Origin of the sequence: Nonomuraea sp. NPDC005730 (genome assembly GCF_040630865.1) — a bacterium.
Lineage (GTDB): Bacteria > Actinomycetota > Actinomycetes > Streptosporangiales > Streptosporangiaceae > Nonomuraea.
Window position 1 is genome coordinate 55,936 of the sequence record NZ_JBEXYK010000014.1, and the last position, 22,611, is coordinate 78,546.

The 22,611-nt window shown below is 70.7% G+C and carries 21 protein-coding genes and 1 pseudogene; 8 read left to right on the top strand and 14 right to left on the bottom strand.

Translation table 11 applies throughout. The features are described 5' to 3' along the window. Positions 1 to 11: 11 nt before the first annotated feature. The gene (locus ABZ444_RS19145) at positions 12 to 1,199 is read right to left on the bottom strand and encodes an FAD-dependent oxidoreductase (protein WP_357998262.1); all 1,188 of its coding nucleotides are present in this window, start codon (positions 1,197 to 1,199) and stop codon (positions 12 to 14) included. A gap of 65 nt (positions 1,200 to 1,264) precedes the next feature. On the opposite strand from ABZ444_RS19145, the gene ABZ444_RS19150 reads away from it, so the two are divergent. Then, complete coding sequence (locus ABZ444_RS19150) at positions 1,265 to 1,915, top strand: hypothetical protein (RefSeq protein ID WP_357998265.1); 651 nt, start codon at positions 1,265 to 1,267, stop codon at positions 1,913 to 1,915. Positions 1,916 to 1,960: 45 nt separating this feature from the next. Here the strand turns inward: ABZ444_RS19150 and ABZ444_RS19155 are convergent, their stop codons facing one another. Together ABZ444_RS19155 and ABZ444_RS19160 are read right to left on the bottom strand one after the other, a co-directional pair. Next, positions 1,961 to 2,617 carry a pyridoxamine 5'-phosphate oxidase family protein gene (locus ABZ444_RS19155; RefSeq protein WP_357998268.1) on the bottom strand — a complete coding sequence of 219 codons (657 nt, stop codon included), beginning with the start codon at positions 2,615 to 2,617 and terminating at the stop codon, positions 1,961 to 1,963. Then, positions 2,614 to 2,831, bottom strand: a pseudogene (locus tag ABZ444_RS19160) (DUF1348 family protein). Before ABZ444_RS19160 ends, ABZ444_RS19155 begins: the two are co-directional and overlap by 4 nt. Positions 2,832 to 3,447: 616 nt before the next feature. Here ABZ444_RS19160 and ABZ444_RS19165 point away from each other — a divergent pair. After that, on the top strand, positions 3,448 to 3,855 hold the full coding sequence (locus ABZ444_RS19165) for a hypothetical protein (protein WP_357998270.1): 408 nt from the start codon (positions 3,448 to 3,450) through the stop codon (positions 3,853 to 3,855). Positions 3,856 to 4,112: 257 nt separating this feature from the next. On the opposite strand, the gene ABZ444_RS19170 is transcribed toward ABZ444_RS19165, so the two are convergent. From ABZ444_RS19170 to ABZ444_RS19190, 5 genes are all read right to left on the bottom strand, one after another. Continuing rightward, a complete protein-coding gene (locus tag ABZ444_RS19170) occupies positions 4,113 to 6,191 on the bottom strand; it encodes a serine/threonine-protein kinase (protein WP_357998273.1) in 2,079 nt (692 codons plus the stop codon). A 389-nt stretch (positions 6,192 to 6,580) separates the two neighbouring features. Further along, positions 6,581 to 7,399: an oxidoreductase gene (locus tag ABZ444_RS19175; RefSeq protein ID WP_357998276.1), complete on the bottom strand. Its 819-nt coding sequence runs from the start codon at positions 7,397 to 7,399 to the stop codon at positions 6,581 to 6,583. Between the two features lie 53 nt (positions 7,400 to 7,452). Continuing rightward, the gene (locus ABZ444_RS19180; RefSeq protein WP_357998279.1) at positions 7,453 to 8,127 is read right to left on the bottom strand and encodes a TetR/AcrR family transcriptional regulator; all 675 of its coding nucleotides are present in this window, start codon (positions 8,125 to 8,127) and stop codon (positions 7,453 to 7,455) included. A 122-nt stretch (positions 8,128 to 8,249) separates the two neighbouring features. Then, on the bottom strand, positions 8,250 to 8,444 hold the full coding sequence (locus ABZ444_RS19185) for a hypothetical protein (RefSeq protein WP_357998282.1): 195 nt from the start codon (positions 8,442 to 8,444) through the stop codon (positions 8,250 to 8,252). 522 nt (positions 8,445 to 8,966) lie between these two features. Beyond that, positions 8,967 to 10,451, bottom strand: coding sequence for an OmpA family protein (locus ABZ444_RS19190; protein ID WP_357998285.1), 1,485 nt, complete (start codon positions 10,449 to 10,451; stop codon positions 8,967 to 8,969). A 650-nt stretch (positions 10,452 to 11,101) separates the two neighbouring features. Between ABZ444_RS19190 and ABZ444_RS19195 the strand changes: the two genes are divergently transcribed. Then, positions 11,102 to 11,653, top strand: a complete 552-nt coding sequence (locus tag ABZ444_RS19195) for a hypothetical protein (RefSeq protein WP_357998288.1) — start codon at positions 11,102 to 11,104, stop codon at positions 11,651 to 11,653. Then, a complete protein-coding gene (locus ABZ444_RS19200; RefSeq protein ID WP_357998291.1) occupies positions 11,637 to 12,218 on the top strand; it encodes an OmpA family protein in 582 nt (193 codons plus the stop codon). The genes ABZ444_RS19195 and ABZ444_RS19200 overlap by 17 nt, the downstream gene beginning before the upstream one ends. Here ABZ444_RS19200 and ABZ444_RS19205 read toward each other — a convergent pair. Further along, positions 12,202 to 12,681 carry a MarR family transcriptional regulator gene (locus ABZ444_RS19205; RefSeq protein ID WP_357998294.1) on the bottom strand — a complete coding sequence of 160 codons (480 nt, stop codon included), beginning with the start codon at positions 12,679 to 12,681 and terminating at the stop codon, positions 12,202 to 12,204. The genes ABZ444_RS19200 and ABZ444_RS19205 overlap by 17 nt on opposite strands. Before the next feature lie 56 nt (positions 12,682 to 12,737). On the opposite strand from ABZ444_RS19205, the gene ABZ444_RS19210 reads away from it, so the two are divergent. Then, positions 12,738 to 13,067, top strand: a complete 330-nt coding sequence (locus ABZ444_RS19210) for an antibiotic biosynthesis monooxygenase (protein WP_357998297.1) — start codon at positions 12,738 to 12,740, stop codon at positions 13,065 to 13,067. A gap of 615 nt (positions 13,068 to 13,682) precedes the next feature. On the opposite strand, the gene ABZ444_RS19215 is transcribed toward ABZ444_RS19210, so the two are convergent. The 4 genes from ABZ444_RS19215 to ABZ444_RS19230 are packed head-to-tail and all read right to left on the bottom strand — an operon-like array spanning position 13,683 to position 18,320. Then, positions 13,683 to 14,579 carry an amidohydrolase family protein gene (locus ABZ444_RS19215; protein WP_357998299.1) on the bottom strand — a complete coding sequence of 299 codons (897 nt, stop codon included), beginning with the start codon at positions 14,577 to 14,579 and terminating at the stop codon, positions 13,683 to 13,685. A gap of 17 nt (positions 14,580 to 14,596) precedes the next feature. Beyond that, a complete protein-coding gene (locus tag ABZ444_RS19220) occupies positions 14,597 to 15,544 on the bottom strand; it encodes a 3-hydroxyacyl-CoA dehydrogenase NAD-binding domain-containing protein (protein ID WP_357998302.1) in 948 nt (315 codons plus the stop codon). Then, positions 15,541 to 17,520 carry an acetoacetate--CoA ligase gene (locus ABZ444_RS19225; RefSeq protein ID WP_357998305.1) on the bottom strand — a complete coding sequence of 660 codons (1,980 nt, stop codon included), beginning with the start codon at positions 17,518 to 17,520 and terminating at the stop codon, positions 15,541 to 15,543. Before ABZ444_RS19225 ends, ABZ444_RS19220 begins: the two co-directional genes overlap by 4 nt. Next, positions 17,517 to 18,320 (bottom strand): crotonase/enoyl-CoA hydratase family protein, encoded by an 804-nt coding sequence (locus ABZ444_RS19230; protein ID WP_357998308.1) that lies wholly within the window; start codon positions 18,318 to 18,320, stop codon positions 17,517 to 17,519. Before ABZ444_RS19230 ends, ABZ444_RS19225 begins: the two co-directional genes overlap by 4 nt. A gap of 87 nt (positions 18,321 to 18,407) precedes the next feature. Between ABZ444_RS19230 and ABZ444_RS19235 the strand changes: the two genes are divergently transcribed. Beyond that, entirely contained in the window at positions 18,408 to 18,854 is a 447-nt protein-coding gene (locus tag ABZ444_RS19235; RefSeq protein ID WP_357998311.1) for a MarR family transcriptional regulator, read from the top strand. On the opposite strand, the gene ABZ444_RS19240 is transcribed toward ABZ444_RS19235, so the two are convergent. Further along, positions 18,855 to 19,898, bottom strand: a complete 1,044-nt coding sequence (locus tag ABZ444_RS19240) for a LacI family DNA-binding transcriptional regulator (protein ID WP_357998314.1) — start codon at positions 19,896 to 19,898, stop codon at positions 18,855 to 18,857. A gap of 135 nt (positions 19,899 to 20,033) precedes the next feature. On the opposite strand from ABZ444_RS19240, the gene ABZ444_RS19245 reads away from it, so the two are divergent. After that, entirely contained in the window at positions 20,034 to 21,656 is a 1,623-nt protein-coding gene (locus ABZ444_RS19245) for an ABC transporter substrate-binding protein (RefSeq protein WP_357998317.1), read from the top strand. After that, positions 21,656 to 22,591: an ABC transporter permease gene (locus ABZ444_RS19250; RefSeq protein WP_357998320.1), complete on the top strand. Its 936-nt coding sequence runs from the start codon at positions 21,656 to 21,658 to the stop codon at positions 22,589 to 22,591. The genes ABZ444_RS19245 and ABZ444_RS19250 overlap by 1 nt, the downstream gene beginning before the upstream one ends. Positions 22,592 to 22,611: the final 20 nt, after the last annotated feature.

The following is a 22,611-nucleotide window of genomic DNA, read 5'->3' on the forward strand; positions in this document are numbered from 1 at the left end:
GGGTCCCCGGATCACCCCTGGGGCGCTGGGCCTTCGAGCGATACCGGTGTCCAATCAGCGGTCCGGACCAGTTCCCTCAGCCCGACGCTTGCCGGCAGGAGCCGCATCGCGGTGTTGCGCGCCATGATGACCAGCCTGTTCTCCAGCTGTGCTCCCATCCGCCCGGCCCGGCGGGCGTTCCGCGCGACGGCCTGGGTCCGCGGTCGCCGCGCGTGATCGTAGCGGGCGAGCGCGGAGGCCGGATCGGGTCCGGCTCGCAGCTCGGCGGCAAGGACGACGGCGTCCTCGAGCGCCATGCCGGCCCCCTGCCCGAGGTGCGGCTGCATCGCGTGGGCCGCGTCCCCGATCAGGACCGTCCTGCCGCGAACATAGCTCGGCAGCGGGGCGAGCAGGTCGAAGATGTCGTGGCGCAGCACGGCCGCGGGCGGCGTGGCCGCGAGCACGGCTGGTATGGGATCATGCCAGGAACCGAATAGCGCCCGTACTTCTCCGAGTTCATCGGCGGACCGCGTGCCACATGACGCATTGGCCAGGGCGTGCCACTCTGTCCGTCCGCCGCTCAGCGATGAGAAGCCGAACTCCATGCCACGGCCCCAGGTCTGATCGATGCCCTGCGGGGATTCCACAGATTCGCTCGTCACGCCCCGCCAGACGGTCGCACCGCTGTAGGCCGTGCCGGCATGCTCCGGCCACAGCTGTGACCGCACCCAGCTGTTCAGCCCGTCGGCTCCGATGACGATGTCCGCGTCGAGTACGGCGTCGCCGTCGGAGGTGGTGAAGTGGACGCGGGCTCCCGTGCCGTCCTGCTCCAGCGCTCTGATCAGCGCGCCCGGCACCAGGGTGTCGGATGGCAGGGCCTGGGCCAGCACGTTGTGCAGCTCGGGACGGAGAAACGAGTAGACCGCCGTCCCCAGTCGGTCCTCGATGGCGGCGCCATCCATGGGTGTCAGCAGCCGGCCTGACGGGGCGGAGATCCTGCCTCCGGACTGACGGCGCCCGACGCCGCGTACGGCAGCGCCCATTCCCAGCGTGTCGAGCGCGCGCAATCCGTTGGCCAGCAGCGAGATGCCCGCCCCGATCGCCCCGAACACGGGAGCCCTCTCCAGCACCGTGACCCGCCATCCGATGCGCCGCAGCCCGACGGCGACGGCCAGCCCCGCGATACCGCCACCGATGACAATCGCCGATCTCTCGTCCATGACACTCCCTTCTACATTTGTAGAAGAGGATACTACGCATGTAGAAGCCAAAGGGAGAGCAAGAGATGACGGAGCACCGGGATCGCCGCGCCGTACTGGCCGACGCGGCCATCGAGCTGGTGGCCGCGCGCGGGATACGCGGGCTCACCCACCGCGCGGTCGACGCCCAGGCGGAGATGCCCCCCGGCACCACCTCGGCCTACTACCGGACGTGGAAGGCCCTGCTCACCGGGCTGGTCCGGCGACTCGCCGACCTGGACAGGGCCGACCTGGAACGCCGCGCCCTGGCAGCGGAAGGACCGCTGCTGGGGGAGCCGCAGGACATTCCCGTGACCGCAGACGCGGTGAACCGTCTGGCCGAGGCCACGGCCGCGGTCATCGACCACTGGCTCAGCGCGGGCCGCACCCGCACACTCGCTCGCCACGTCTGTGCTCTTGAGGCCGCCCATGACCCCGAATTGCGTGAACTGCTGGCCCCGCACAACGACGCCGCGCGAGCATCGGCGAGCGCGTTCCTGGCTCGTGCCGGAGTTCGGGACACCGACCGCCGTGGCCGCGACTACGTCGCATGCATCAACGGACTGATCCTCGACCGCCTCGTCGGCGTGGGAGCGTCCATCGCGCCACCCCCCGGCACTCAGGAGAGCAGAGACGAACTCCACCAGAGCATCCGCTCGCTGCTGGAGGCCATGATCCGGCCGGAGGGAAGCCGATAGGCGAGGAGCCGTCCCCGACCTGATCGAGGACGTGCACGCCCGGGTCTACGAGGTCCGCCGGTCCGGCTCGATCAGCAGTGGCTCCGCCGTGGTCGGCGTGGTCTCGACGCTCAGCCGCGGGCCTCGCGCAGTTCCCGCTCCAGCCGCTCGATGCGTTCCTGCATCGAGGTGAGCGCACCCTCCACCGCCTGGCGGGGGGAAGAGCTGCGGGATGTGCTGGTGGCAGTTCCAGTCGAAGGCCTCGACCGTGATGAGCACGGTGCGTTCCACCTTGGCACGGTAGTCCGCCACCGCCGGCGGAGAGTCGCCCTCCTCCACCCGGGCGCGGCCGAGGATCTTCATGCGGGCCTGGTGGGCGTAGTCCATGAGGAACAGGGAGACCCGCTCGTCGTGGTCGAGGTTGCCGACGGTGATGTACTGCCGGTTGCCGCGGAAGTCGGCGAAGCCGATCGTCTGCTCGTCGAGCACCTTGAGGAAGCCGGGCGGGCCGCCGCGATGCTGGATGTAGGGCCAGCCGGTCTGGCCGACGCTGGCCAGGTAGAAGCTCTCGCGGGTCTCGATGAAGGCCCGCTCGTCCTCGCCGATCCGGTCGGGGTCCCCCGGTCCTTCCATCATGCGGCGGTAGGCGCGGTCGCTGCCGTGCTCGCGCTGGTGCCGCTGGACGTCCTGGGTGAAGGCGAGCTGGGCGAACCTGCCGGTCATCGCCGCGGCCCGAAGATCGTGCGGTCGGCCTCGCCGATGGCGACGTCGTTGACGCCGGCCTCACGTCGGGCCATCAGTCCGTCGGGGGCGAACTCCCAGGGGTGTGGGCCAAGGCGACCCGCTCGGGATCGCGGCTGTTCCAGGCGTCCTCGGCGAGCCGCACCTTCCGCACGGCGGTCTCGGCGGTGAACGGCGGAAGCGGGGGTCGGGGCATGGGGCTCCTCCTCTGAGGTGGTGCCGGTACGGCCCGTGCCGCGGCCGTGCGCGCGGGCCGTACCGGAGTCGGCTGGTCGGTGCTGGACGAGCGGCCAGTCGACCTCGACGCGGACGGTCTTGCCGAAGCAGTCGGTGCAGACGGTGGGGACGACGTGGCCCACGACCTCGGCGGTCTCGCCGTCGGCGGCATGGTCGTCATCCCCTCCCCTTTCTAACGGTTGTAATGATCGCTAACCATTAGAAGACAGGAGAGATTCCCGGTCTGCCGAGAACTTTCACGTGGCGGCCCACGGCGGCGGAGGTCACGCCGCAGTTACGGTCTCGGCGCTCTTGCGACCGCACGCCCGTGATCCCCGCACCGCGAAGCCGGCGTGCTGACACCAACCGCCACTGTTCGCAGCCTTTCGCTACGATGATCGGACCATGATGGGCGGCAGCCTTCGTGTCGCCGAAACGCGCGAGGAGTGCGGATGCAGCCGGATCCATCGCAGCCCGGGTTTCCTCAGTATGGTCAGCCGCCGATGGCGGGTGGACCCGCGCCGTGGGGTGGCGGCCCGAGGCCGTTGGCGGCGCCGTCCAGGCCGCCCAGGCCGAGGGCAAATGCCGCGGCGGCCGTGATCGCCGGCATCCTGGCGCTGCTCGCCGCCGGCATGCTCGTCTGGTTCGCGCTCAACGACGCCCTCTACGCCATCAGCCATGATGACTGGTCCAGCCTGGTGTTGCAGAACGTGCTCGGCGGCGTCATCGGCGCCGGGTTACTGCTGGTCGCGGCGGGGTTCACGTTCGCCCGCAGGATTCCCGGCGCATGGACACTGTGCGCGCTTTGCATGCTTTTCGTAGCGGCAAACGTCGTGTTGGCGCCGCTACTGCATGGCACGCCCTTCGGTGCTCAGCTCAAGTTCCTCTTCGGCTTCGACAAGATCAACGGAATCGCCGCAGGGCTGGCGACCATATTCTGCGCCCTGACGGCAGTCACGGCGATGATCGCCGGCAGCGTGAAGTCGTACGGACCAACCTTTTGAGCGACAAGTTCCTGTCAGTGAAGGTGACATCCAGTCACTGCGCCTTGGGGGGAAGCCGGGCGATGTGCATGTTGAGCGACAGTTTCTTGCACTGACCGTCGTGAAGAGTGCCGGCGGAGAGCGGCTTCGAGCGCGTCCGGCAGAGCAGTGTCGGTCCGCCACGACCTCCTGGCCGCCGACCCGATGGACCGCATCGACACCGTGATCCGCGACGCGCGCCGACGCCGGGATCGGGCGACGAGTTGGGTAGGGCCGACCTACCGTGTGAGCTGCCAGACGCGTGCCGTACCGTCCTCTGCGCAGGAGGCCAGCGCGGTGCCGTCGTGGTTGAAGACCGCGAACCGCACCGCGCCCGTGTGGCCGGTGAGGGTCGCGACCGCGGCTCCCGTGGCACCGTCCCACAGGTAGATCTCGCCGCTCTCGGCGCAGGTGGCCAGGAGCGAGCCGTCGGCGGAGAAGGCCAGGGCGTTGAGCCGGCCCTGGTTGGGCAGCTCCGTGGGCCGCGCGGGCGAGGCGGGGTCCCAGAACCTGAACGGACCGGTGATGTCGGTGGTGGCCAGGAGCGCGGGGCCGGCGGGGCGGAAGGCGAGGTTGTAGGCCTCGCCCTCCAGTTCGGCCAGTTGCTCGCCGGTGGCGGTGTCCCACAGCCGGGCGGTGCCGTCTCGGCTGGACGTGGCCGCGAGCTTGCCGTCGGGGCTGATGGAGGCGTCGGTGACGATGTCCTCGTGGCCGTTGAGCGTGTGCAGGAGCTCGCGTTCGCGCACGTCCCACAGCCGGGCCGTGCGGTCCTCGCTGGGGGTGATGAGCAGGCTGGAGTCGGCGCTGAAGGCGGGGTTCCAGACGATGCCCTTGTGCCCCTTCAGCTTGGCGAGCAGCTTGCCGTCCTGGTTCCACAGCAGGACGGGCTCGCCCGCACCGGTGGTGACCAGCACCGAGCCGTCGGGGCTGAACTTCGCCGCCCAGAAGATGTCGTGTCCCGACAGCCTCCTGACCAGGGCGCCGGTCGCCGGATTCCACAGCGACCCCCAGGTCAGGCCTTCGGTGAGCAGCCTGGTCCCGTCCGGATTGCAGGACAGGGAGTCGGCGCCGAGATCGGTGTCGCCGAAGGTGCGCCGGCGCTCGCCGGTGCGCATGTCCCACACCGCGACCACGCCGCCCCCACGGTAGGCGCTGGTGATCACGGAGTCGCCGTCGGGGGTGAAGATGGCCTTGCCGGGAGATTTCCTGTTGTGGGCGGTGAACGTGTGCAGGGCCGTCCACTTGAGAGCGGTGGTCGCCGGGGTGGGCGGCCCGCTGGTCTTCGGCATGGGCGACGGCTGGGCCTGCGGTGTGTGGGTGGGGGTGTCGTCGTCTCCCAGCAGGATCGCGGCCGTGGCTCCGGCGGCTGACAGCAGGGCGGCGGCTCCGCCGTACAGGAGGATGCTGCGGCGGCGCAGGAGCGGCGGCCCGGCCGGGGGCGCGGGGTAGGGCCCGTTCGACGGTACGGCGGATGCCGGCGGGTGCGGCCTGTAGGGGGCGGCGGGTAAGGCCGTGGGAGGTGCGGCAGGTTGCCGGGTGGCGGTTGCCGCGAGGAGCGCCAGCGCCTGGGCGGCGGTCGGGCGGCGCGCCGGATCCCGCTGGAGCAGGGCGTCCAGCAGCGGGGCCAATGGCCCCGCCCGTTCCGGACGAGGCCGATCCGCTGCCAGGATCGCCGCCAGCGTCGCGACGAGGGTGGGACCCTCGAACGGCGAGCGCCCCTCGATCGCGACGTGGAGCGTGGCGCCCAGCGACCACAGGTCGCCCGCCGGGCCGGCGTCCTCGCCGCGCACCTGCTCCGGCGGCATGAAGGCGGCGACGCCCGACGGCGCGTCCGTGGGCGAGCGTTCTTCGGCCGGACGGCTGACGCTGAAGTCGGTCACGACGAGGCGGGTGTCGGACAGCAGGATGTTCGAGGGCCTGAGATTGCCGTGGTTGATACCGGCATTGTGCGCCTCGACCAGCACGTTCAGCACGTCGACGGCGATCCCGCGCACGTGCGCCACCGGGAGCGGGCCCTCGGTGGCGATCGCCTGGGCCAGCGAGCGGCCGGCGAAGTACTCCATGACGATCATCGGACCGTCGTCGGTCGAGACGATGTCGTGGACCGTCACGACGCAGGGGTGGTGGAGCTGAGCCGCCGACGTGACCTCGCGCACGACCCGCTCGTAGTCGTGTTCGCCCGGCGCCGGCAGGCGGATCTCCTTGACGGCGACCGTACGCCGCATCAGCTCGTCCTGGCCGCGCCAGACGCGGCCCATCCCGCCTGCGCCTATCTCCTCGATCAGGCGATACCGGCCGGCGATCAAGACCCCGTTCATGATTCGCAGTAAACCAGAAGGGCGGTCGCCGGGGAGGCACGGGGGAATGACCGCGAGCCGGCAGCGCCGCTCCCCTCTGCCAAGCGCCGGGGCAATGCGGTACGCGTCGGCCGGCTCGGCATCGCCGGCTTGCTCGGCGTCTACAGCCAGGCGTTGAAGAACTCGGTCGAGCTCGTCCTCGTCCAGCATGCCCCACGCGGCCAGCAGGGCGAAACCAAGCCCGGGGGCGGCCTTGGGCCCCGTCGCTCCGGAGACCCTGGCCGCCCTGCGAGACTCCAACGAGCATGCCGGCGACCAGCGGCGGCAGGGCCAGGCTGAGGATGGTCACGTCGAAGCCTACGGCCAGTGAGGTGAGTGTCCACCATCGGTTTCAGGCTGTTCATGGTGATCTACTTGGTGGCGTTCATGGCGAGCCTGTCCCACTCGCGGTCGGACAAGGTCCGGTTGAGCTCCAGCAGCTTGTCGGCCATGTAGCCGACGGCGTACCGGGCCTCTGGCTCGCTCGCCTCGACGGCCTCGCGGATGACCGCGGCCACGACGCCGGGGTCCGAGGCCGGGCTCTGCGCGCCGAGCTGCGTCTCGCTCTTGCGCGCCATGGCCTCGGCCATGGCGCCGTAGGCGGTGCCGCCGGAGATCTCCCGCAGGTCCTGCGCGGTGCGGTCTTCGAACTCGGTCTTGATGATGCCGGGCTGGATGATCACCACGTCGACGCCGAACGGCTCGACTTCCAGGCGCAGCGTGTCGGAGTAGGCCTCCAGCGCGTGCTTGGCGGCGTAGTACCAGCAGCCGAGCGGCAGCGCGATCTCGCCGCCGATGGAGGAGACGTTGACGATCGTGCCCGAATTCCTCTCGCGCATGTGCGGCAGGGCCAGCTGGACCAGCCTGGCGGGGGCGAAGAGGTTCACCTCGAACTGGTCGCGGGCCATGTCCAGGGGGACGTCCTCGGCGGCGCCGTGCAGCACGGTGCCCGCGTTGTTGATCAGGACGTCGATCCGGCCCTGCTCGGCCACGACGGTGTCGATGACACGCTCCAGATCCTCCGGTTCCCGCATGTCGAGCGGGAGGATCCGCCCCCCTGCCGCGCGGATCGGCTCCATGCGTCCGGTACGGCGAGCCGCTCCGTACACGATGTGACCGGCGCGCAGCAGCTCCAGCGCGGTGGCCTTGCCGATCCCGGACGACGCCCCCGTGACGAGGACTACCTTCATGATCAGAACTCCTTCGGTGGTGGCAGGGAGATCCCCGCCGAGCGCGGTGATCTCTATTTCGCTTCGTTGAACTCGGATGTGGCACTCGTGAGCAGGTTGAGGAGAATCGTCTTACCTGCGGCGAGATCGGCGCCTTCGGCAGGGGGCAGGGCGCGTTCGATCATGTTCTCCAGCACCGCCAGCACCGCGGTCGAGGACGGGACGTCATCGTCGGCCGGCTCCTGGAACGTGCGCCGGATGGCCGGAGTCAGGGCGTCAAGGATGTAGGCCACCGCCTTCACGTCGACCTCGCGCCGGACGGCTCCCGCCTCCTGCATCGCGCGCAGGAAGTCGTGGCTCCTGCTGACCTCCGGCAACCGCTCGAAGACGTTCCCTCGCTTGCGAAGGTATTTGCCGAAGACGTCCTCGGCCCGGGCGACGATGGCCGCCGCCAGCGGCAGCGTCTTGAGTGCGCCCATCATGGCCCGGTAGACGCTCGCCACGCTGCCGGCCCGGGGGCCGGTCTCCAACTGCTCGCGCCAGGCGTCGGCGTAGCGGCCCAGCTCGTCGTGCACCACCGCCTCGACCAGCTCGTCCTTGCTCTTGAAGACGAGGTAGACCAGCCCGCGATGCAGGGACGTGGCCTCGGCCACGTCCCCCATCGTCAGCTTGTTGTAGCCGATCCGCAGCAGCAGCTCCGCCGTCGCGTCAAGGATCATCCGTTCGCGTTCTCGGTCTTCGGTACTCACGATTGACAGTCTGACATAATTCGCCAATATGTCAGAAAGCGCCATGAGGGCCGGTCTCCTGGTCGAGGGGGCGCCGCCCAAGCTCTTGCCCGGCGCACCCGATCAGGGGGCCGAGGACGGGCTCACCCGTGGGCGTCGGCCTCTGCGCCGCGGGTGAAGCCCTCGGCACGGTCGGCGACCCACTCGGCGAAGGGACGCGGCGGCCTGCCGGTCGCCTGCTCCACATCGCCCGTGACGGCGGCCGGCCGCCCCGAATGGCGCGCGTACCGCGCCGGCAGGGCCGTCAGCACGGACCGGGGCGAACCGCGTTCGGTCATGAGCGGCGAGCGTGCTCGAGCGGATGGCCGTCCATCCCAGTCCGCTCTCGACGGCGGCCGCCTCCGCCTCCATGTTCTGATCACCGCAGTGACGAGACGGGTTCACCAGGCAGGGCCGGTGCCCTCCACGGGTCGGATGCTGCGTCGCAGCCCAAGCGGCGGTCATCCTCGCGGCTGCGACGGCGCGCACTGCCCTTGCCTGGCCGACTGGATCGGCACCCAGCGGTTTGACGCCGGTTGCCGGGCCACGACGACCTCACCGCGCCCGGCCCTGATCGGCCATCGCGCCCGACAAGAACGCAGCTAGCCTCAGCCCGGCCAACGCCCAGGCCAAGGACCGCACCGCCCTACGGCGTTTCGCCCGCCGAGGACGGCCGCCTACCAAGCCGGACTCACCTTCACCACCATGGTCCTCGACCTCGGCAAGCTCTGCCGTCTGACCAGGCTCGACGCCGACGGACCTGTACCGTTGTCATCCAGACCGCCGTGATCATCGCTAGTGAGTCCGTTGGCATCGGGAGGTCATTGGGTGATGGGCACGTCGTGCATCGGGGTGAACCCGAACAGGTTCACGTCCACGCTGGTCACGTCGGCTGGTGGGGCGGTCATGAGCACGAACATCCGGATCTGCTCGCCCGCTCCCAGCGACTTCAGCACCGTGGTGGAGCAGACGCAGTGCCGGGGCACGTCGAGGCGGCCGGGCGTGGTCAGCGGGAAGTAGCGCGTATGAGCCGCGTCGGTCAGCGCCAGCCAGAAGAAGTCGAGCTTGTACCCGTAGATGCCGGCCTGCTGGTCGACGTCGGGGTCCCAGGCTCCCCTCTCCAAGGAGACCTTGTCGCCGCCGCCGGCGTGCCGGAAGGTGACGGTGGCGATGAGGGTCCTGTCGTTGATGCGTCTCAGTTCCTGCAGGTCGGCCTTGAGGCCGGTCAGCTCCCGCAGGCCGGTGGCCGTCGGACCCGTCGTGGTCGCCGGGGTGGTCGCCGTGGTGGTCGCCGTGACGGACGGCGTCGGTACGGGGGTGCGCGGCGCGCCGGCCGGCTTGGGCAGCCGCTGGAAGGTCACCTCGACCCGCCGGTTGCGGGCGCGGGCGGCGTCGGAGGTGGCTCTCACGGCGGGCTCCGTCTCGCCCTTGCCCTCCACCTGCAAGGGGACCGGGCCGACGAGGCCGGTCAGTGCCTTCTGCACGGCCTTGGCTCGCCTCAGGGACAGGTCCATGTTGTAGGTGTCGTCACCGACGTCGTCGGTGTGCCCGACGACCCGCACGGGCCCCTCGGCCTCGGTTCGCACGCGCTCCGCGACGCGCTGCAGTGTCTGCTTGGCGCGGGCGGTGAGAGTGGCCTTGTCGAAGGCGAACAGGACGTCGGTGTTGAGCGCGAGCTCCACCTGCTGGTCCGACTCGGTCACCGAGGTCGTGGTGGCGTTGGAGCGGGTGGCGAGCGGGACGGTGAGCGGGAAGGCGGCGGCGATGGCGGCGGCGTCCGGCTCGCCGTCCAACGGCCGCCCGGTGCCGGCGGGGCTGATCGGCAGTGGCGCGGTCAGTCCGGCGCTGTCGAAGCCGACGGCCAGGCTGGTGGTCTCCGGTGGCACCTGGTAGGTGGCCCACATCAGCGCGGGGCTGCCGGGTGTGGCCTTGGCGAGCGGCCCGGAGTAGCTGCACAGGCAGCGGGCCCGGACCTCGGCGTTGTCCTTCTTCATCGGGTAGTAGACGGAGAAGCGCGGGTCGTCCAGGAGGTAGAAACCGGAGGCGGCCTGAATGTAGTCATAGGGGGTGTCGCCGGCCAGCTGTCCGGCGTGGAAGCCCTCAAGCCGGACCTCGCCCTGGTCGGCGCTGATCCTGAAACGCGCGGTGACGGCGTTGGGGGCGCTGCGTTCCAGCCCGATCACGTCGATGCGTGCCGTGGCCAGGCCGTCGGTGTGGCCGTCGCCGTACAGCGTGGCCAGGGGCGGAGCGTCGGCGGCCGGTGTGCCCCCGTCGGCGGTGGCTGCGGAGAGGGTGGCCGACGGCACGACGGACGGCTGTCGTGTGGTGGCTGCCGGTGCTGACGGGACGGAGCAGCCACCGATTAAGAGCAGCGCCGCGATCAGAATCAGGCCGCTCGCTGAAAGCCTGCCAAAGTTCATGATCTGCCATTAAATCAGCATCGATTCCCCGCATTCGTGTGTCGGCCGAGGATGGCGAGACACAGCAGAATCCTCGCTTTCGGTGTCGCCCCCGCTCAAGGCGCTGATCGTGCGGAACCGTCGGCGTCCAGGACGTTCTCCTCGTCATGCATCGCCCAGGATCAGCGCACATGCGGCAGACCGGCGGGTCGCATCGAGGGAGGTGACCGTGAGCCCGTACGTCCGATCATCGGCGACTCCTGATGTGCCTGACCTCATCCGCTGCGAGTTGCCGGCGGGCGATTCTCGTGTAGGTGGGCGCATCAACGGACGTTGATGCGCATTCACGAATGCCAGGAAACCGGTATCACGATCCAACGTCTCTCCTCGATCGAGGCATCCTCCCAACGCCGTGGACGCGGCACAAGGTTGGCACTCCTGAGAGGCTGACGGACGAAAGAGCTCTCATTCTCGTGCCCTGTCGAGAGCTGACATCGCGTCACGCCCTTACGGGGATCTGGGAGGCAAATGTCGGCCATGTGTAGACTTCCGGCTCCATGAAGATCCGCTTATTGATTTCCGGCGCCACGCTGGCCATGTTGTCATCGGCGTGCCAGTTCGGCCCTGCCCCGTCCACCCCGTCCGCTTCGGGGCCCATGTCCTCTGGTGCGCCGGTGGTGCCGGCGTCCGCCGCCGCTTCCGCTCCGCCCGATCGGGTGCTGGCCGGGCGGGAGGGCAGCGTGGAGGGCAGGCGGTTCCGTATCGACGTGGTCCAGCTGGTTCGACGGGACCGGTTCGTGAACCTCACCTTCACCCTCGCCCTGACCTCAGGCAACGGCTGGCAGGTGCACAATGCCTTCTCCGCCGTCCCGCAGGCGAACCCCACCATCGACGGCGTCTACCGGATCGACACGGTCAACGCCAAGAAACACCTCGTGGCGCTGGACAGCGCGGGCGGGTGCGTGTGCAGCCGGACCAAGGACCTGTCGCTCAACCCGGGGGACACGGCGGTCTTCTCCGCGACCTTCGCCGCCCCTCCGGAGAGCGTGAAGTCCCTGGACGTCCACATCCCCCATGCCGGGACGCTGGCCGATGTCCCCCTTTCCTGACCTCCTGCTCGCGGCGGTCCTGCTCACGCCGATGCCCCGCCCGCCCGTCCAGGTGCCCGTCAACACCGCCCCTCCCGCCACCGCGCCGGTCCTGGACCTGAACGGCGAGGTGCGGGGCATCACCGCCGACGTCCTGGACATCGGGGAACGCATATCCAACCTGGACGAGTCACTGATCCAGGAGACCCGCGGCACCCGCGACAAGATCACCGTAGCGGCCGACGTGCTGTTCGCCTTCGACAAGGCCACCCTCACCACCAAGGCCAGGAGCCGGCTGGCGGAGACGGCCAGGCTGCTCACGACCAAGGCGCACGGCAAGCAGGTGCGCGTGGACGGCTACACCGACGCCAAGGGCTCCGACGCCTCCAACCAGACGCTCTCCCAGGCCCGCGCCCGGGCCGTGCAGCGGGCCTTGACCAAGCTCCTGGCGGGCTCCGGGATCACTCTGACCGTGCAGGGCCATGGCGCGGCGGACCCGGTGGCGCCCAACACCACACCCGAAGGCGCAGACAGCCCCGCCGGCCGGGCCAAGAACCGCCGCGTGGAGATCAGCTTCCCTCGCTGACCTCGCTGACCTCGCGCTCGGCGGTTGTGGGCTGCCCGGTCAGGTTCCGGGCGCAGGCCGAGAGCAGCGTGGCCAGGTGCCGTACCTCCCCGGGCGGGAAGCCGGTGGTCATGCGGTGCTCCACGTCGAGCACGATCTCGTCGGCCTGGTCCAGCAGGGCTCGGCCGGGGCCGGTGAGCGTGATCGGCAACGCGCGACCGGCGTCCGGCCGTTCGGCGACGGAGACCAGACCCACCGCGGTGAGGCCGCCGAGCACGTCGCGCAGGGACTGGCGGGTCACGAACGTACGGCGAGCGAGCTCGGCGGCCGGCGCTCCCGGCGCGTCGGCCAAGGCCCGCAGCAGCGCGTACTGGGAGATGGACAGCCCCAGAGGTCGTAGCCGCTCCTCGCAGGCGCGGCGGAACGCCTGGTCGACCTGCTTGACCAGGTAGCCGATACGCTCCCGGACATCCTCTTGACTCATGACAGGAACCTTACACATACTAGATGCATGTAAGGAACCTGACACAAGGAGGGGTCATGCCGTCCACCACGATCACCGCCGACGCTCCCGTCGCCACCCTGATCAACGTCTTCACCGTTCAGGCAGACCGTCAGCGGGAACTCGTCGACCTGCTCACGCGGGCCACCGAGGACGTCATGCGGCACCTGCCCGGGTTCGTCTCCGCCAACATCCACGCCAGCACCGACGGCATCCGGGTGGTCAACTATGCGCAGTGGCGGTCGGCGGACGATTTCCACGCCATGCTCGACATCCCGCAGGCGCAGGTGCACATGCGGCAGGCCGCCGCCCTCGCCGACCACTTCGACCCCCACCTGCACACGGTGGAATCGACCCACCACCGCTGATCCCCCGGCCCCCACGAGCAGGCGCGGAGGGCGGCGTCACGACAGTCGCCCACGAGGCCGGAGCGTGGACCCGGTCCGGTCCGTCGAGGGGCGATCTCGCGGGTCAGGCCTTCGGCCCGGTCCGCGGTGGCCTGGCGTTGACTTCGGTCATCGAGGCGCGAAGCCTGGGCACCAGCCGCTCCAGGGTGCGCATCTCCTCGGCGTCCCAGTCCCGCGGTGAACCGCATCCACGCCGGTCCCCAAGGGAGCGGACACTCAACACCGCCTACGGCCTTGGCGTGTCGTCGGTGAAACTGTCCTGCGGCGCGACGGTCTGGGGCATGGGCGGCTTTCATCGTCCCGCGGGCCGGGCAGCGCAGAGGCAGCCGCCAGCACTGCACAACCTCCTGAACTCGCCACCCGACCACGAACCGCCGCCGAGACCCGTCGACGCGCAGACCACAACGCTCCGGCGACATCGTGTCTCGCCGTTCCTGACCCGCCAAGGATCCGATCACGACCCACCCCGCCACCTCGACGGCATCGACCTCACCGTCGCCGACGAAATGATCTTGCCTGGAAGGTGTACGGATCTCTGTGCAAGCCGCCGTGGTGCTCAGGGATGCCGACCGCGTTTCACCGGCTCGCCCTTCGCAGGCCGAGAACGCGGAGGGCGTTCTCCTTGTAGATAAGAGGCTTGGCCTCGTCCTTGACGTCGAGGGCGGCGAAGTCGGCCATCCAGCGGTCGGGGGTGAGGACGGGATAGTCGGAGCCGAACAGGACCTTGTGCCGCAGGGGCCCGGCGGCCTGGCGGACGAGCTGCGGCGGGAAGTACTTCGGTGACCAGCCGGACAGGTCGAGGTAGACGTTGGACTTGTGGCCGGCGATGGACAGGGAGGCGTCGACCCAGGGGACGGACGGGTGCGCGAGGATCATGGTGAGCCCAGGGAAATCGGCGGCGACGTCGTCGAGCAGCATCGGATCGGAGTGGCGGAGCTTGATGCCGCGCCCGCCGGGCAGGCCGGCGCCGATACCGGTCTGCCCGGTGTGGAACAGCGCGACGCTCCCCAGGTCCTCCAGCGCCCGCCAGAGCGGATAGTGGGCGGGGTCGTTGGGGGCGAAGCCCTGCAGGCTCGGGTGGAACTTGAAGCCGAGCACGCCGTAATCCTGTACGAGCCGCCGGGCCTGGGTGATGGCGGCCGGGCCGCGGCGCGGATCCACGGAGCCGAAGGGGATGAGGACGTCGGCGTGGTCGGCCGCCTGACGGGCGATCTCCTCGCTGGACAGGGCCGGGTGGCCGAGTTCGGTGGAGGCGTCGACGGTGAAGACCACCGCGGCCATGTTCCGCTGCCGGTAGTAGGCGGCGACGCGGTCGATCGTCGGGGTGCGGTCCTGGCCGGCTTTGAAGTATCTGGCCGAGGCCTCCATCAGCTCGGCGTCGAGGGAGAGGCGGCCGTGGTGGTCGGCCTCGATGTGGGCGTGGACGTCCAGGGCCACGATGGCGTCCGGGTCGATGCGCGGGGTGTAGATCATCTTTCCTTCTCGGTCGGTCAGGGAAGGGCGTGGTGCCGGCGCTTGGCCTGCAGCAGGCCGACGAGCAGCGCGTCGCGGTCGGCCGCCATGGCTTCCTGGTCGATGCCGTCGAGCTCGGCGCTGACGCCGTCGACGAGCAGGCCGACGAGTTCGGGGGTGAGCCGCGGCGTGCCGAGGTCGTCCATCCAGGTCTGGGCGGGCGGGCCGAGGTGGTGCAGGGTGTGCGCCATCCCGCCGGGTCCGCCCGAAAGGTGCTGGTTGACCAGCGGGCCGAGCAGGGCCCACCGCAGGCCGGGGCCGTGCGCGATGGCGGCGTCGATGTCGGCGACGCTCGCGACTCCCCGCTCCACCAGCGAGTACGCCTCCCGCCACAGGGCGGCCTGGAGCCGGTTGGCGAGGTGCCCGGGAACCTCACGCCGCACGAGCACCGGCCGTTTGCCGGCGGCGCGGTAGAAGTCCATCGTCTGCCGGGTGATGTCGGGGCCGGTGCGCCGGCCGGGCACGACTTCCACCAGCGGGATCAGGTGGGCGGGGTTGAAGGGATGTCCGACGAGCACCCTTTCGGGATGCGCGGGGCACATCTCCTGCAGGCGGCTGGGCACCAGGCCCGAGGAGCTGCCGGCGATCGGGGCGCTCGCCGGTGCCGCCTCGTCCAGCGTGGCCAGCAGTGCGTGCTTGAGGTCGGCGCGCTCCGGCCCGCTCTCCTGGACGAACCGCGCTCCGGCGACGGCGTCGCCGGCGGTCGCGGTGAAGGTGAGCCGGTCGCGGGAGGCGCCGGCGGCGAGGCCGAGCCGGGTGAGCGCGGGCCAGGCCAGGTCGAGCGCGGCCCGCAGCCGTTCCTCGGCGTCCGGGGCGGGGTCGTAGGCGGTGACGTCGAGGCCGCGGGCGAGGAACAGCGCTGCCCATCCGGCGCCGATGACGCCCGTGCCGATGACGGCGACCGGCCGGTCCGCCGGGCTCGTCACGCCTGCCTCGCGCGGTCGCGGGCGATGGCGGTGAAGGCGTCGAGCGCTGCCGGGTCCATGAGGGAGCCGGCCGAGGCGACCTCGTCGGGGGCGGCGCCCAGCAGGATCTTCTTGACGGGGACCTCGAGCTTCTTGCCGGTTCGTCCGTAGGGCACCGCGGGGACGGCCATGACGGCGTCGGGCACGTGCCGCGGGGACAGTGTGGTGCGGATGTGCGCGGTCAGGCGGGCGCGCAACGCATCGTTCAGGGCGAGTCCGTCGGCGAGGATGACGAACAGGATCAGCTCCCCCATGCCGCCGTCGTCGCTCTCCAGGTGGACGACGAGGCTGTCGGTGACCTCTTCGACGTCCTGCAGGGCCCGGTAGAACTCGGCGGTGCCCAGCCGGACGCCGCCGCGGTTGAGCGTGGCGTCCGATCGGCCGGTGATGACGCAGGAGCCGTGGGAGGAGAAACGGCACCAGTCGCCGAAGCGGAAGGCGCCGGGATAGCGGCTGAAGTAGGTGTCGCGCATCCGGCGGCCGTCGTCGTCGCCCCACAGGCGTACCGGCATCGAGGGCATCGGCGCGGTGATGACGAGCTCGCCGACGTCGCCGACCACCACGTTGCCGTGCTCGTCGAACGCCTTGGCGTCCACCCCGAGGCTCTGCCCCGACATCTCCCCCTCCCACACGGGCTGCAAAGGCGATCCCTGGACGAGACCGGTGCACACGTCGGTGCCGCCGCTGCCGACGTTCACCAGGACAGCGGGGCCGAACTGCTCGGCCGCCCACCGGAAGCCCTCGGCGGGGAAGGGGCTGCCGGCCACGCCGAGCTGCCGCAGCCGGGACAGGTCGAACTCCTCGCCCGGCCGCACCCCTTCCTTGCGGCAGGCCATCAGATAGCCGGGGCTGGCGCCCATGAGGGTGGCGCCGGTCTCCTGCGCGAGCCGCCACTGCGCGCGCAGGTCGGGGTGGAGCGGGTTGCCGTCGATCATCACGATCGAGGAGCGCACGAGAAGCGCCGAGGCCAGCGTGTTCCACATCATCCACGCCGTCGTGGTGAACCACAGCAGCCGGTCACCGGGACCCAGGTCCCAGTGGAAGGCGTGGTTCTTCAGATGTTCCAGCAGGATGCCGCCGTGGCCGTGCACGATGGCCTTCGGCCTGCCGGTGGTGCCGGAGGAGAACAGCACGTACAGCGGGTGGTCGAACGGCACGGGCTCGAAACGCAGCGCCTCGTCGCTGGGCGCGGCGAGCTCCGCCCAGCGCAGGGCGTCGCGAAGGTCGAGCCCGCCGTACGGGACGTGCACGACGTGCTCCAGCGAGGGGATGCCGTCCCGGATCGCCTGGACCTGCTCGCGCCGGTCGATCTTCTTGTCCCCGTAGGTGTAGCCCGCCACCGCCAGCAGGACGGTCGGCTCGATCTGGCCGAACCGGTCCACCACGGCGCGGGCGGCGAACTCCGGAGCGCAGCTCGCCCAGATGCCGCCGAGGCTCGCCGTGGCCAGGAACGCGATCAGTGTCTCCGGGCAGTTGGGCAGGTAGGCGACCACCCGGGTGCCGCGCCGCACGCCGAGCCGCCGCAGGCCGGCCCGGACGCGCCGGACCTGCTCGGCGAGCTCGGCGAAGGTGAGTTCGACGCGCGGCCGGGTCTGGGAATGGCCGACGACCGCGACCTGGCCGGCGTCCTCGGGCGTGCCGAGGCAGTGCTCGGCGTAGTTCAGGGTCGCTCCGGGGAACCAGCGGGCGCCGGGCATGCCCGGTTCGGCCAGGACGCTGTCGTAGGGCGTGTGGGCCTTGATGTCGAAGTAGTCCCACACCGCTGCCCAGAAGTCCTCGATGCTGGTGACCGACCAGTGCCGCAGCTCGTCCCAGGTCGGTACGGTCACGCCGCGCTCGCGGGCGAGCCAGCCGACGAAGCCGGTGGCGCGCGCCCTGGCGATCTGCTCGGGGCCGGGGACGTACAGCGGCTCTGCCGGGGGAAGGGTGGCGCTCATCGGGCGGCTCCCGGATGGCCGACCTTGGCGGCCCGGCCGTCGAGGAAGTCCTGTATCCGGGCCTTGGCCTGCGTGCTGCTCTGCGCCACGGCCGACATGAGGGATTCCAGCAGCAGCCCCGTCTCGGCGTCGGCGTCGGCGATGCGCGGCAGGGCGTGCAGGACGGCGTAGTTGGCGATCGGCGAGTTCCCGATGACCTGCTGGGCCAGGGCAAGGGCCTTGGTGAGCCCGTCGCCTTCGCCCACCCGGTAGTCGACCAGGCCGCGGGCCTCGCCTTCCGCGGCCGTCAGGACCCTTCCGGTGAGCATCATGTCGATCATCGGCTGGGCTCCGATCAGCCGGGAGACCCGGACCGAGGCGCCGCCGCCCACGAAGAGCCCCCGGCTGCCCTCGGGGAAGGCGAAGAACGCCGACTCCTCGGCGACGCGCAGGTGCGCGGCCGCGGCCAGTTCCAGGCCGCCGCCGATGACGGCACCCTTCAGGACCGCGATCACCGGCAGGACACCGTGGTCGATCCGGCCCATCGCCTCGTGCCACCCGCGCGAGTGGTGCAGGCCGCCGACGGCGTCTCGTACGGTGAGCTCGCCGAGGTCGAGCCCGGCGGAGAAGTGCGCGCCCTCGGCGGCGAGCACCGCGGCCTCGGCCCACGCGGGCGGGGCGGCGAAGAAGGCGCCGAGCCCGGCGATCGTGGCCTCGTCCAGCGCGTTGCGTTTGGCCGGCCGGTTCAACGACAGCACCGCGACGTCCCCGTGGCGCTCCAGCGCCAGTGATGGGGGCAGGTCAGGGCAGGGAGGGATCACAGGCTCTCCAATTGACAGGAATCCTGATAAAGAAGGCTGAAGTATCATCAGGTTTCCTGTCAATGCCTGGCTGGGATACTGTTCGTCATGGCCAGCGCCCCGCCCCGCCCCACCCCGTCGCTGCTGTACGCCGTCAAACGGCTCGAACTGGCGATCAAGTCGCGCCTGGACGAGCTGCTGCGCGACTCGGGCGTGACCACGCCGCAGTACACCGCGCTCACCGTTCTGCAGCACAAGGACGGGATGACCGCCGCCCAGCTCGCCCGCGACTCCTTCGTCACCCCGCAGGCCATGGCCGACCTGATCGGCGCCCTCGACCGGCGTCACCTCATCCGCCGCTCGCCCAACCCGGGCAACAAGCGCGAACTGCTGCTCTACCTCACCGACGAGGGCCGGGCGCTCCTCGACGCCCACGCCGAGGCCGCGGCCGGCCTGGAGGACCACATGGTCTCGGGTCTGTCGCCCGACCAGGCCGAAGCCTTCCGCACCGCCCTCACCCTGGCGTGGACGACTCTGCGCCCGGCTCGGAAGTGATCACTTCCCGCCTCCCGGCACAGAGCGGGGATCGGAGGAGGCGCGGATGTCGAACCTCGCCTGGAGCAGCCGGCCGCCCGCGACATCGCGGCCCTCGATGAGGTCGACGAGCATCCCGACCGCGATGTCGGCCGTCTCGACCGGCAGGAAGCTGAGCGTGCTGACGGGCGGATCCGTGAACGGCGCCGTGGGGTCCTCCGTCGCGCAGACCAGCAGCAGGTCGCCGGGCACCGACCTGCCGAGCTTGCGGATCCTGTCCAGGAGCAGGGACGGGCTGACCTCGACGAGCACGACCAGCGCGTCCGGCGGCTCGGGATCGCCCAGCAACCTCTCCACCGCGGCCAGCGTCGGCTCGAACCCGGGCCCGCCGAGCTGGGCCAGCAACGGGACGCGCCCCCTCTCCGCGCTCCAGTCGAGGTAGGCCTGGACGGAGTCCCGGTGGTAGCAGGCCGTGGTCGGGGCGCCGACCGCGGCGATCCGCCGGGCGCCCGCCGCCGCCAGGTGGTCGAGCACACCGCGCAGGGCCGCGCCGTAGTCGAAGTCGACCCACGGCCACGGTGTCCCCGCCACGGCCCTGCGGTCGGAGACCACGGCCACCCCCGCGGCGAGAAAGTCGCCGACCAGGGGGTCTCCCTCGACCGGATCCACCACGAACACGCCGTCGAGAGGCAGGTCCGTCCAGTAGTCGTCGGGGCCGGTGGTGGGCAGCAGCACCACGCCGTACCCGTGGGTCATGCCCGCGCGGGTCGTGGCGGCGGTCAGCCGGGCGAAGTAGGCGAGCTCGGTGTAGAACCACGGATGCTCGACGAACTCGCGAGCGGCGAGGCCGAGCAGGCGTGAGCGCCCGGCGCGCAGCCTGCGCGCCGTGGCGTTCGGCCGGTATCCGAGTCGGCGCGCCACCTGCCGGACGTGCTCGCGGGTGGCGTCGGGGAGGCGGCCCGCGCCGTTGAGCGCGTCCGAGACGGTGGTCTTGGACACCCCCGCCGCGCGGGCGACGTCGACCAGGCGCACGCGCGGGCCGACCTTACGCTCTGGCTCGTCCATGGGTCCGATCTTTGCAGGATGTCAGGCATTTCGCCACCTCGCTGACCGTTGCTGAATCGTTCCTTCAACGTCTTGTGCAGGAACGTTCCTTCACCAATACTCGTGGCACTTTCCCCACGAGGAAGAGGTGGTCCGATGCGTACCGCTCGTCTCGCCGCCGCGGCGCTGGCCGTACTGGCGGCCACTGCCTGTGGAGGGGGCGCGGCCGCCCCGAAGGCCGCCGGAGCCGGAAGCTTCACCGTCACGGCGGAGCTCCCGCCGGCCAAGGGCCCGGTGGACGCCGTGACCTGGGCGCTCTACGCGGAGCCGCAGTCGCTCGACTACGCCTACGCCTTCGATTACCCGCCCAACACCGTGCTCGCCAACGTGTGCGAGCAGCTGATGCGGATCACGCCCGACTTCCGGGTCGAGCCGGGGCTGGCGAGCAAGGCCGACTCCCCCGACCCGGGGCGCTGGGTGTACACGATCCGCGAGGGCGTGCGCTTCCACGACGGCTCGCCGCTCACCGCCGACGACGTGGTCGCCAGCATGCGCCGTCACATGGATCCGAAGGTGGGGTCGTACTGGGTCTCGTCCTACCAGAACGTCACATCGGTGGACAAGACGGGCCCCATGGAGGTCACCGTCCACATGAAGAAGCCCGACCAGCTGTTCAACGAGCAGATGGGCACCTCGGCCGGAACCATCGAGAGCGCCGCGTTCCTGACCCGCGAGGGCACCGGGTACGGCACCCCGGACAAGGGCGTGAACTGCACCGGGCCCTACTCGCTCGACAAGTGGGACAAGGGCCAGGCGATCAACCTCAAGCGCTTCGACGGCTACTGGGACGCCGCGCTCAAGGCCAGGGCCGCGACCGTGCGGAACGTCTTCATCTCCGACCCGGCGGCCCGCGTCAACGCCCTGCTCTCGGGCGAGGCGGACGGCAGCTACCTGGTCCCCACCACCGGCTTCGCCCGCCTGAGCGCCGCCTCCAGCGGCAAGCTGTACTTCGGCCCCAACACCGCCGCCGTCAGCCTCATACCGCTCGACCTCAAGGGCACGCTCGGCGACCTGAGGCTGCGCAAGGCGCTGTCCATGGCGCTCGACCGCAAGGCCGTTCTCAAGGCCAGCGTGGCCGGGGTGGCCACACCGGCCAAGGCGCCGGCGGCGATCGGCGCGTGGGGCATCGCCCCCGAGGCCGCCAAGCAGTACCACGCCAAGCTCCCCGAGCTGAACACCGACCTCGAAGCGGCCAAGAAGCTGGTCAGGGAGGCCGGCGGCACGGGCAAGAAGATCGTGATCGCCACGAGCACGATGGCTCCCGACATCGGCGTCATCGCCAACGCCGTCCAGGCCGCGGGCCAGGCCATCGGACTCCAGGTCGAGCAGAAGGCGGTGGCCCCCGACGCCTACTCCGCGCTGTTCTCCGACCCCAAGGCCCGCGAGGGCATCGACCTGGTGATGACCATCTGGTACGACTCGACCCCCGACCCGCTGGAGTTCTACGGGATCCTGCAGACCGGCAACTTCGCCAACTACGGCGGCTACTCCAACCCCGACTACGACAAGCTCGTCGACCGGGCGAGCGCCGAGGCCGACCCCGCCGCCCGCGCCGCCGTGGTCGCCGAGCTGCAGGAGATCGCCGTCCGGGACATGGTGTGGATCCCGCTGTACGAGGTGCCGCACAGCATGTTCCTCAACAAGCGGCTCACCGGCGCGCCCACCGGCATCACCCAGCTCGTCTACCCCTGGGCCGCGGTGCTCGGGTCGGCCGGCTGATGGCCGCCTTCCTCGCCCGCAGGCTCGCCGGACTGGTCGCGACCCTGCTGGGGGCCTCGTTCGCGGTGTTCTCCGCCGTGTACCTGGCTCCCGGCGACCCGGCCTCGTTCCTCACCCAGGGGCGTTCGGCGTCCCCGGAGGCGATCGCGGCGATCAGGGCGCAGTACCACCTGGACGATCCGTTCCTCACGCAGTACCTCAAATGGGTCGGCGGCGCGGTGACCGGCGACTTCGGCCGCTCGGTGCAGTTCCGGCAGGACGTGACCGGCCTGCTCCTGGCCAGGCTGCCCACGACGCTCTTCCTGGTCGGCTACGCCGGGCTGCTCATCGTGGTCGCGGGGCTGATCCTCGGCACCCTGGCCGCGCTGCGGCCGGGCCCGCTCGACAGGGTCGTCCTCATCGGCACCGGGGTGGCCACCGCGACCCCCTCGTTCGTCGCGGCGATCGGCCTGATCTCGCTGTTCTCCGTCCAGCTCGGCTGGTTCCCCGCCTTCGGCAACGGCGAGGGGCTCATCGACCGGCTCTGGCATCTGACCCTGCCCGCGGCCGCGCTCGCCCTGACGTTCGCCGGACTGCTGGCCCGGGTCACCCGCGCCTCCATGCTGGAGGAGCTGGCCCGCGAGCACGTCGAGGTGGCGCGCTCGCGCGGCGTCCAGGAGAACGCGGTGATCCGGCGCCACGTCCTGCGCAACTCGCTCGGCCCGATCAGCACGGTCACCGGCACGGTGATCGCCGGGCTGCTCGTCGCCACCTCGATCGTGGAGACCGCCTTCGGCCTGTCCGGGATCGGGCAGCTGCTGGTCAGCTCGGTCACCGTCAAGGACTTCCCGGTCGTGCAGGCCGTCACCACCTTGATCGTCGTCGTCTTCGTGGGCGCCAACCTGCTGGTCGACCTGGTCCAACCGGCCATTGATCCGCGCCTGCGCAGGGCGTAGCGAAGGAGTCCCCTTGACAG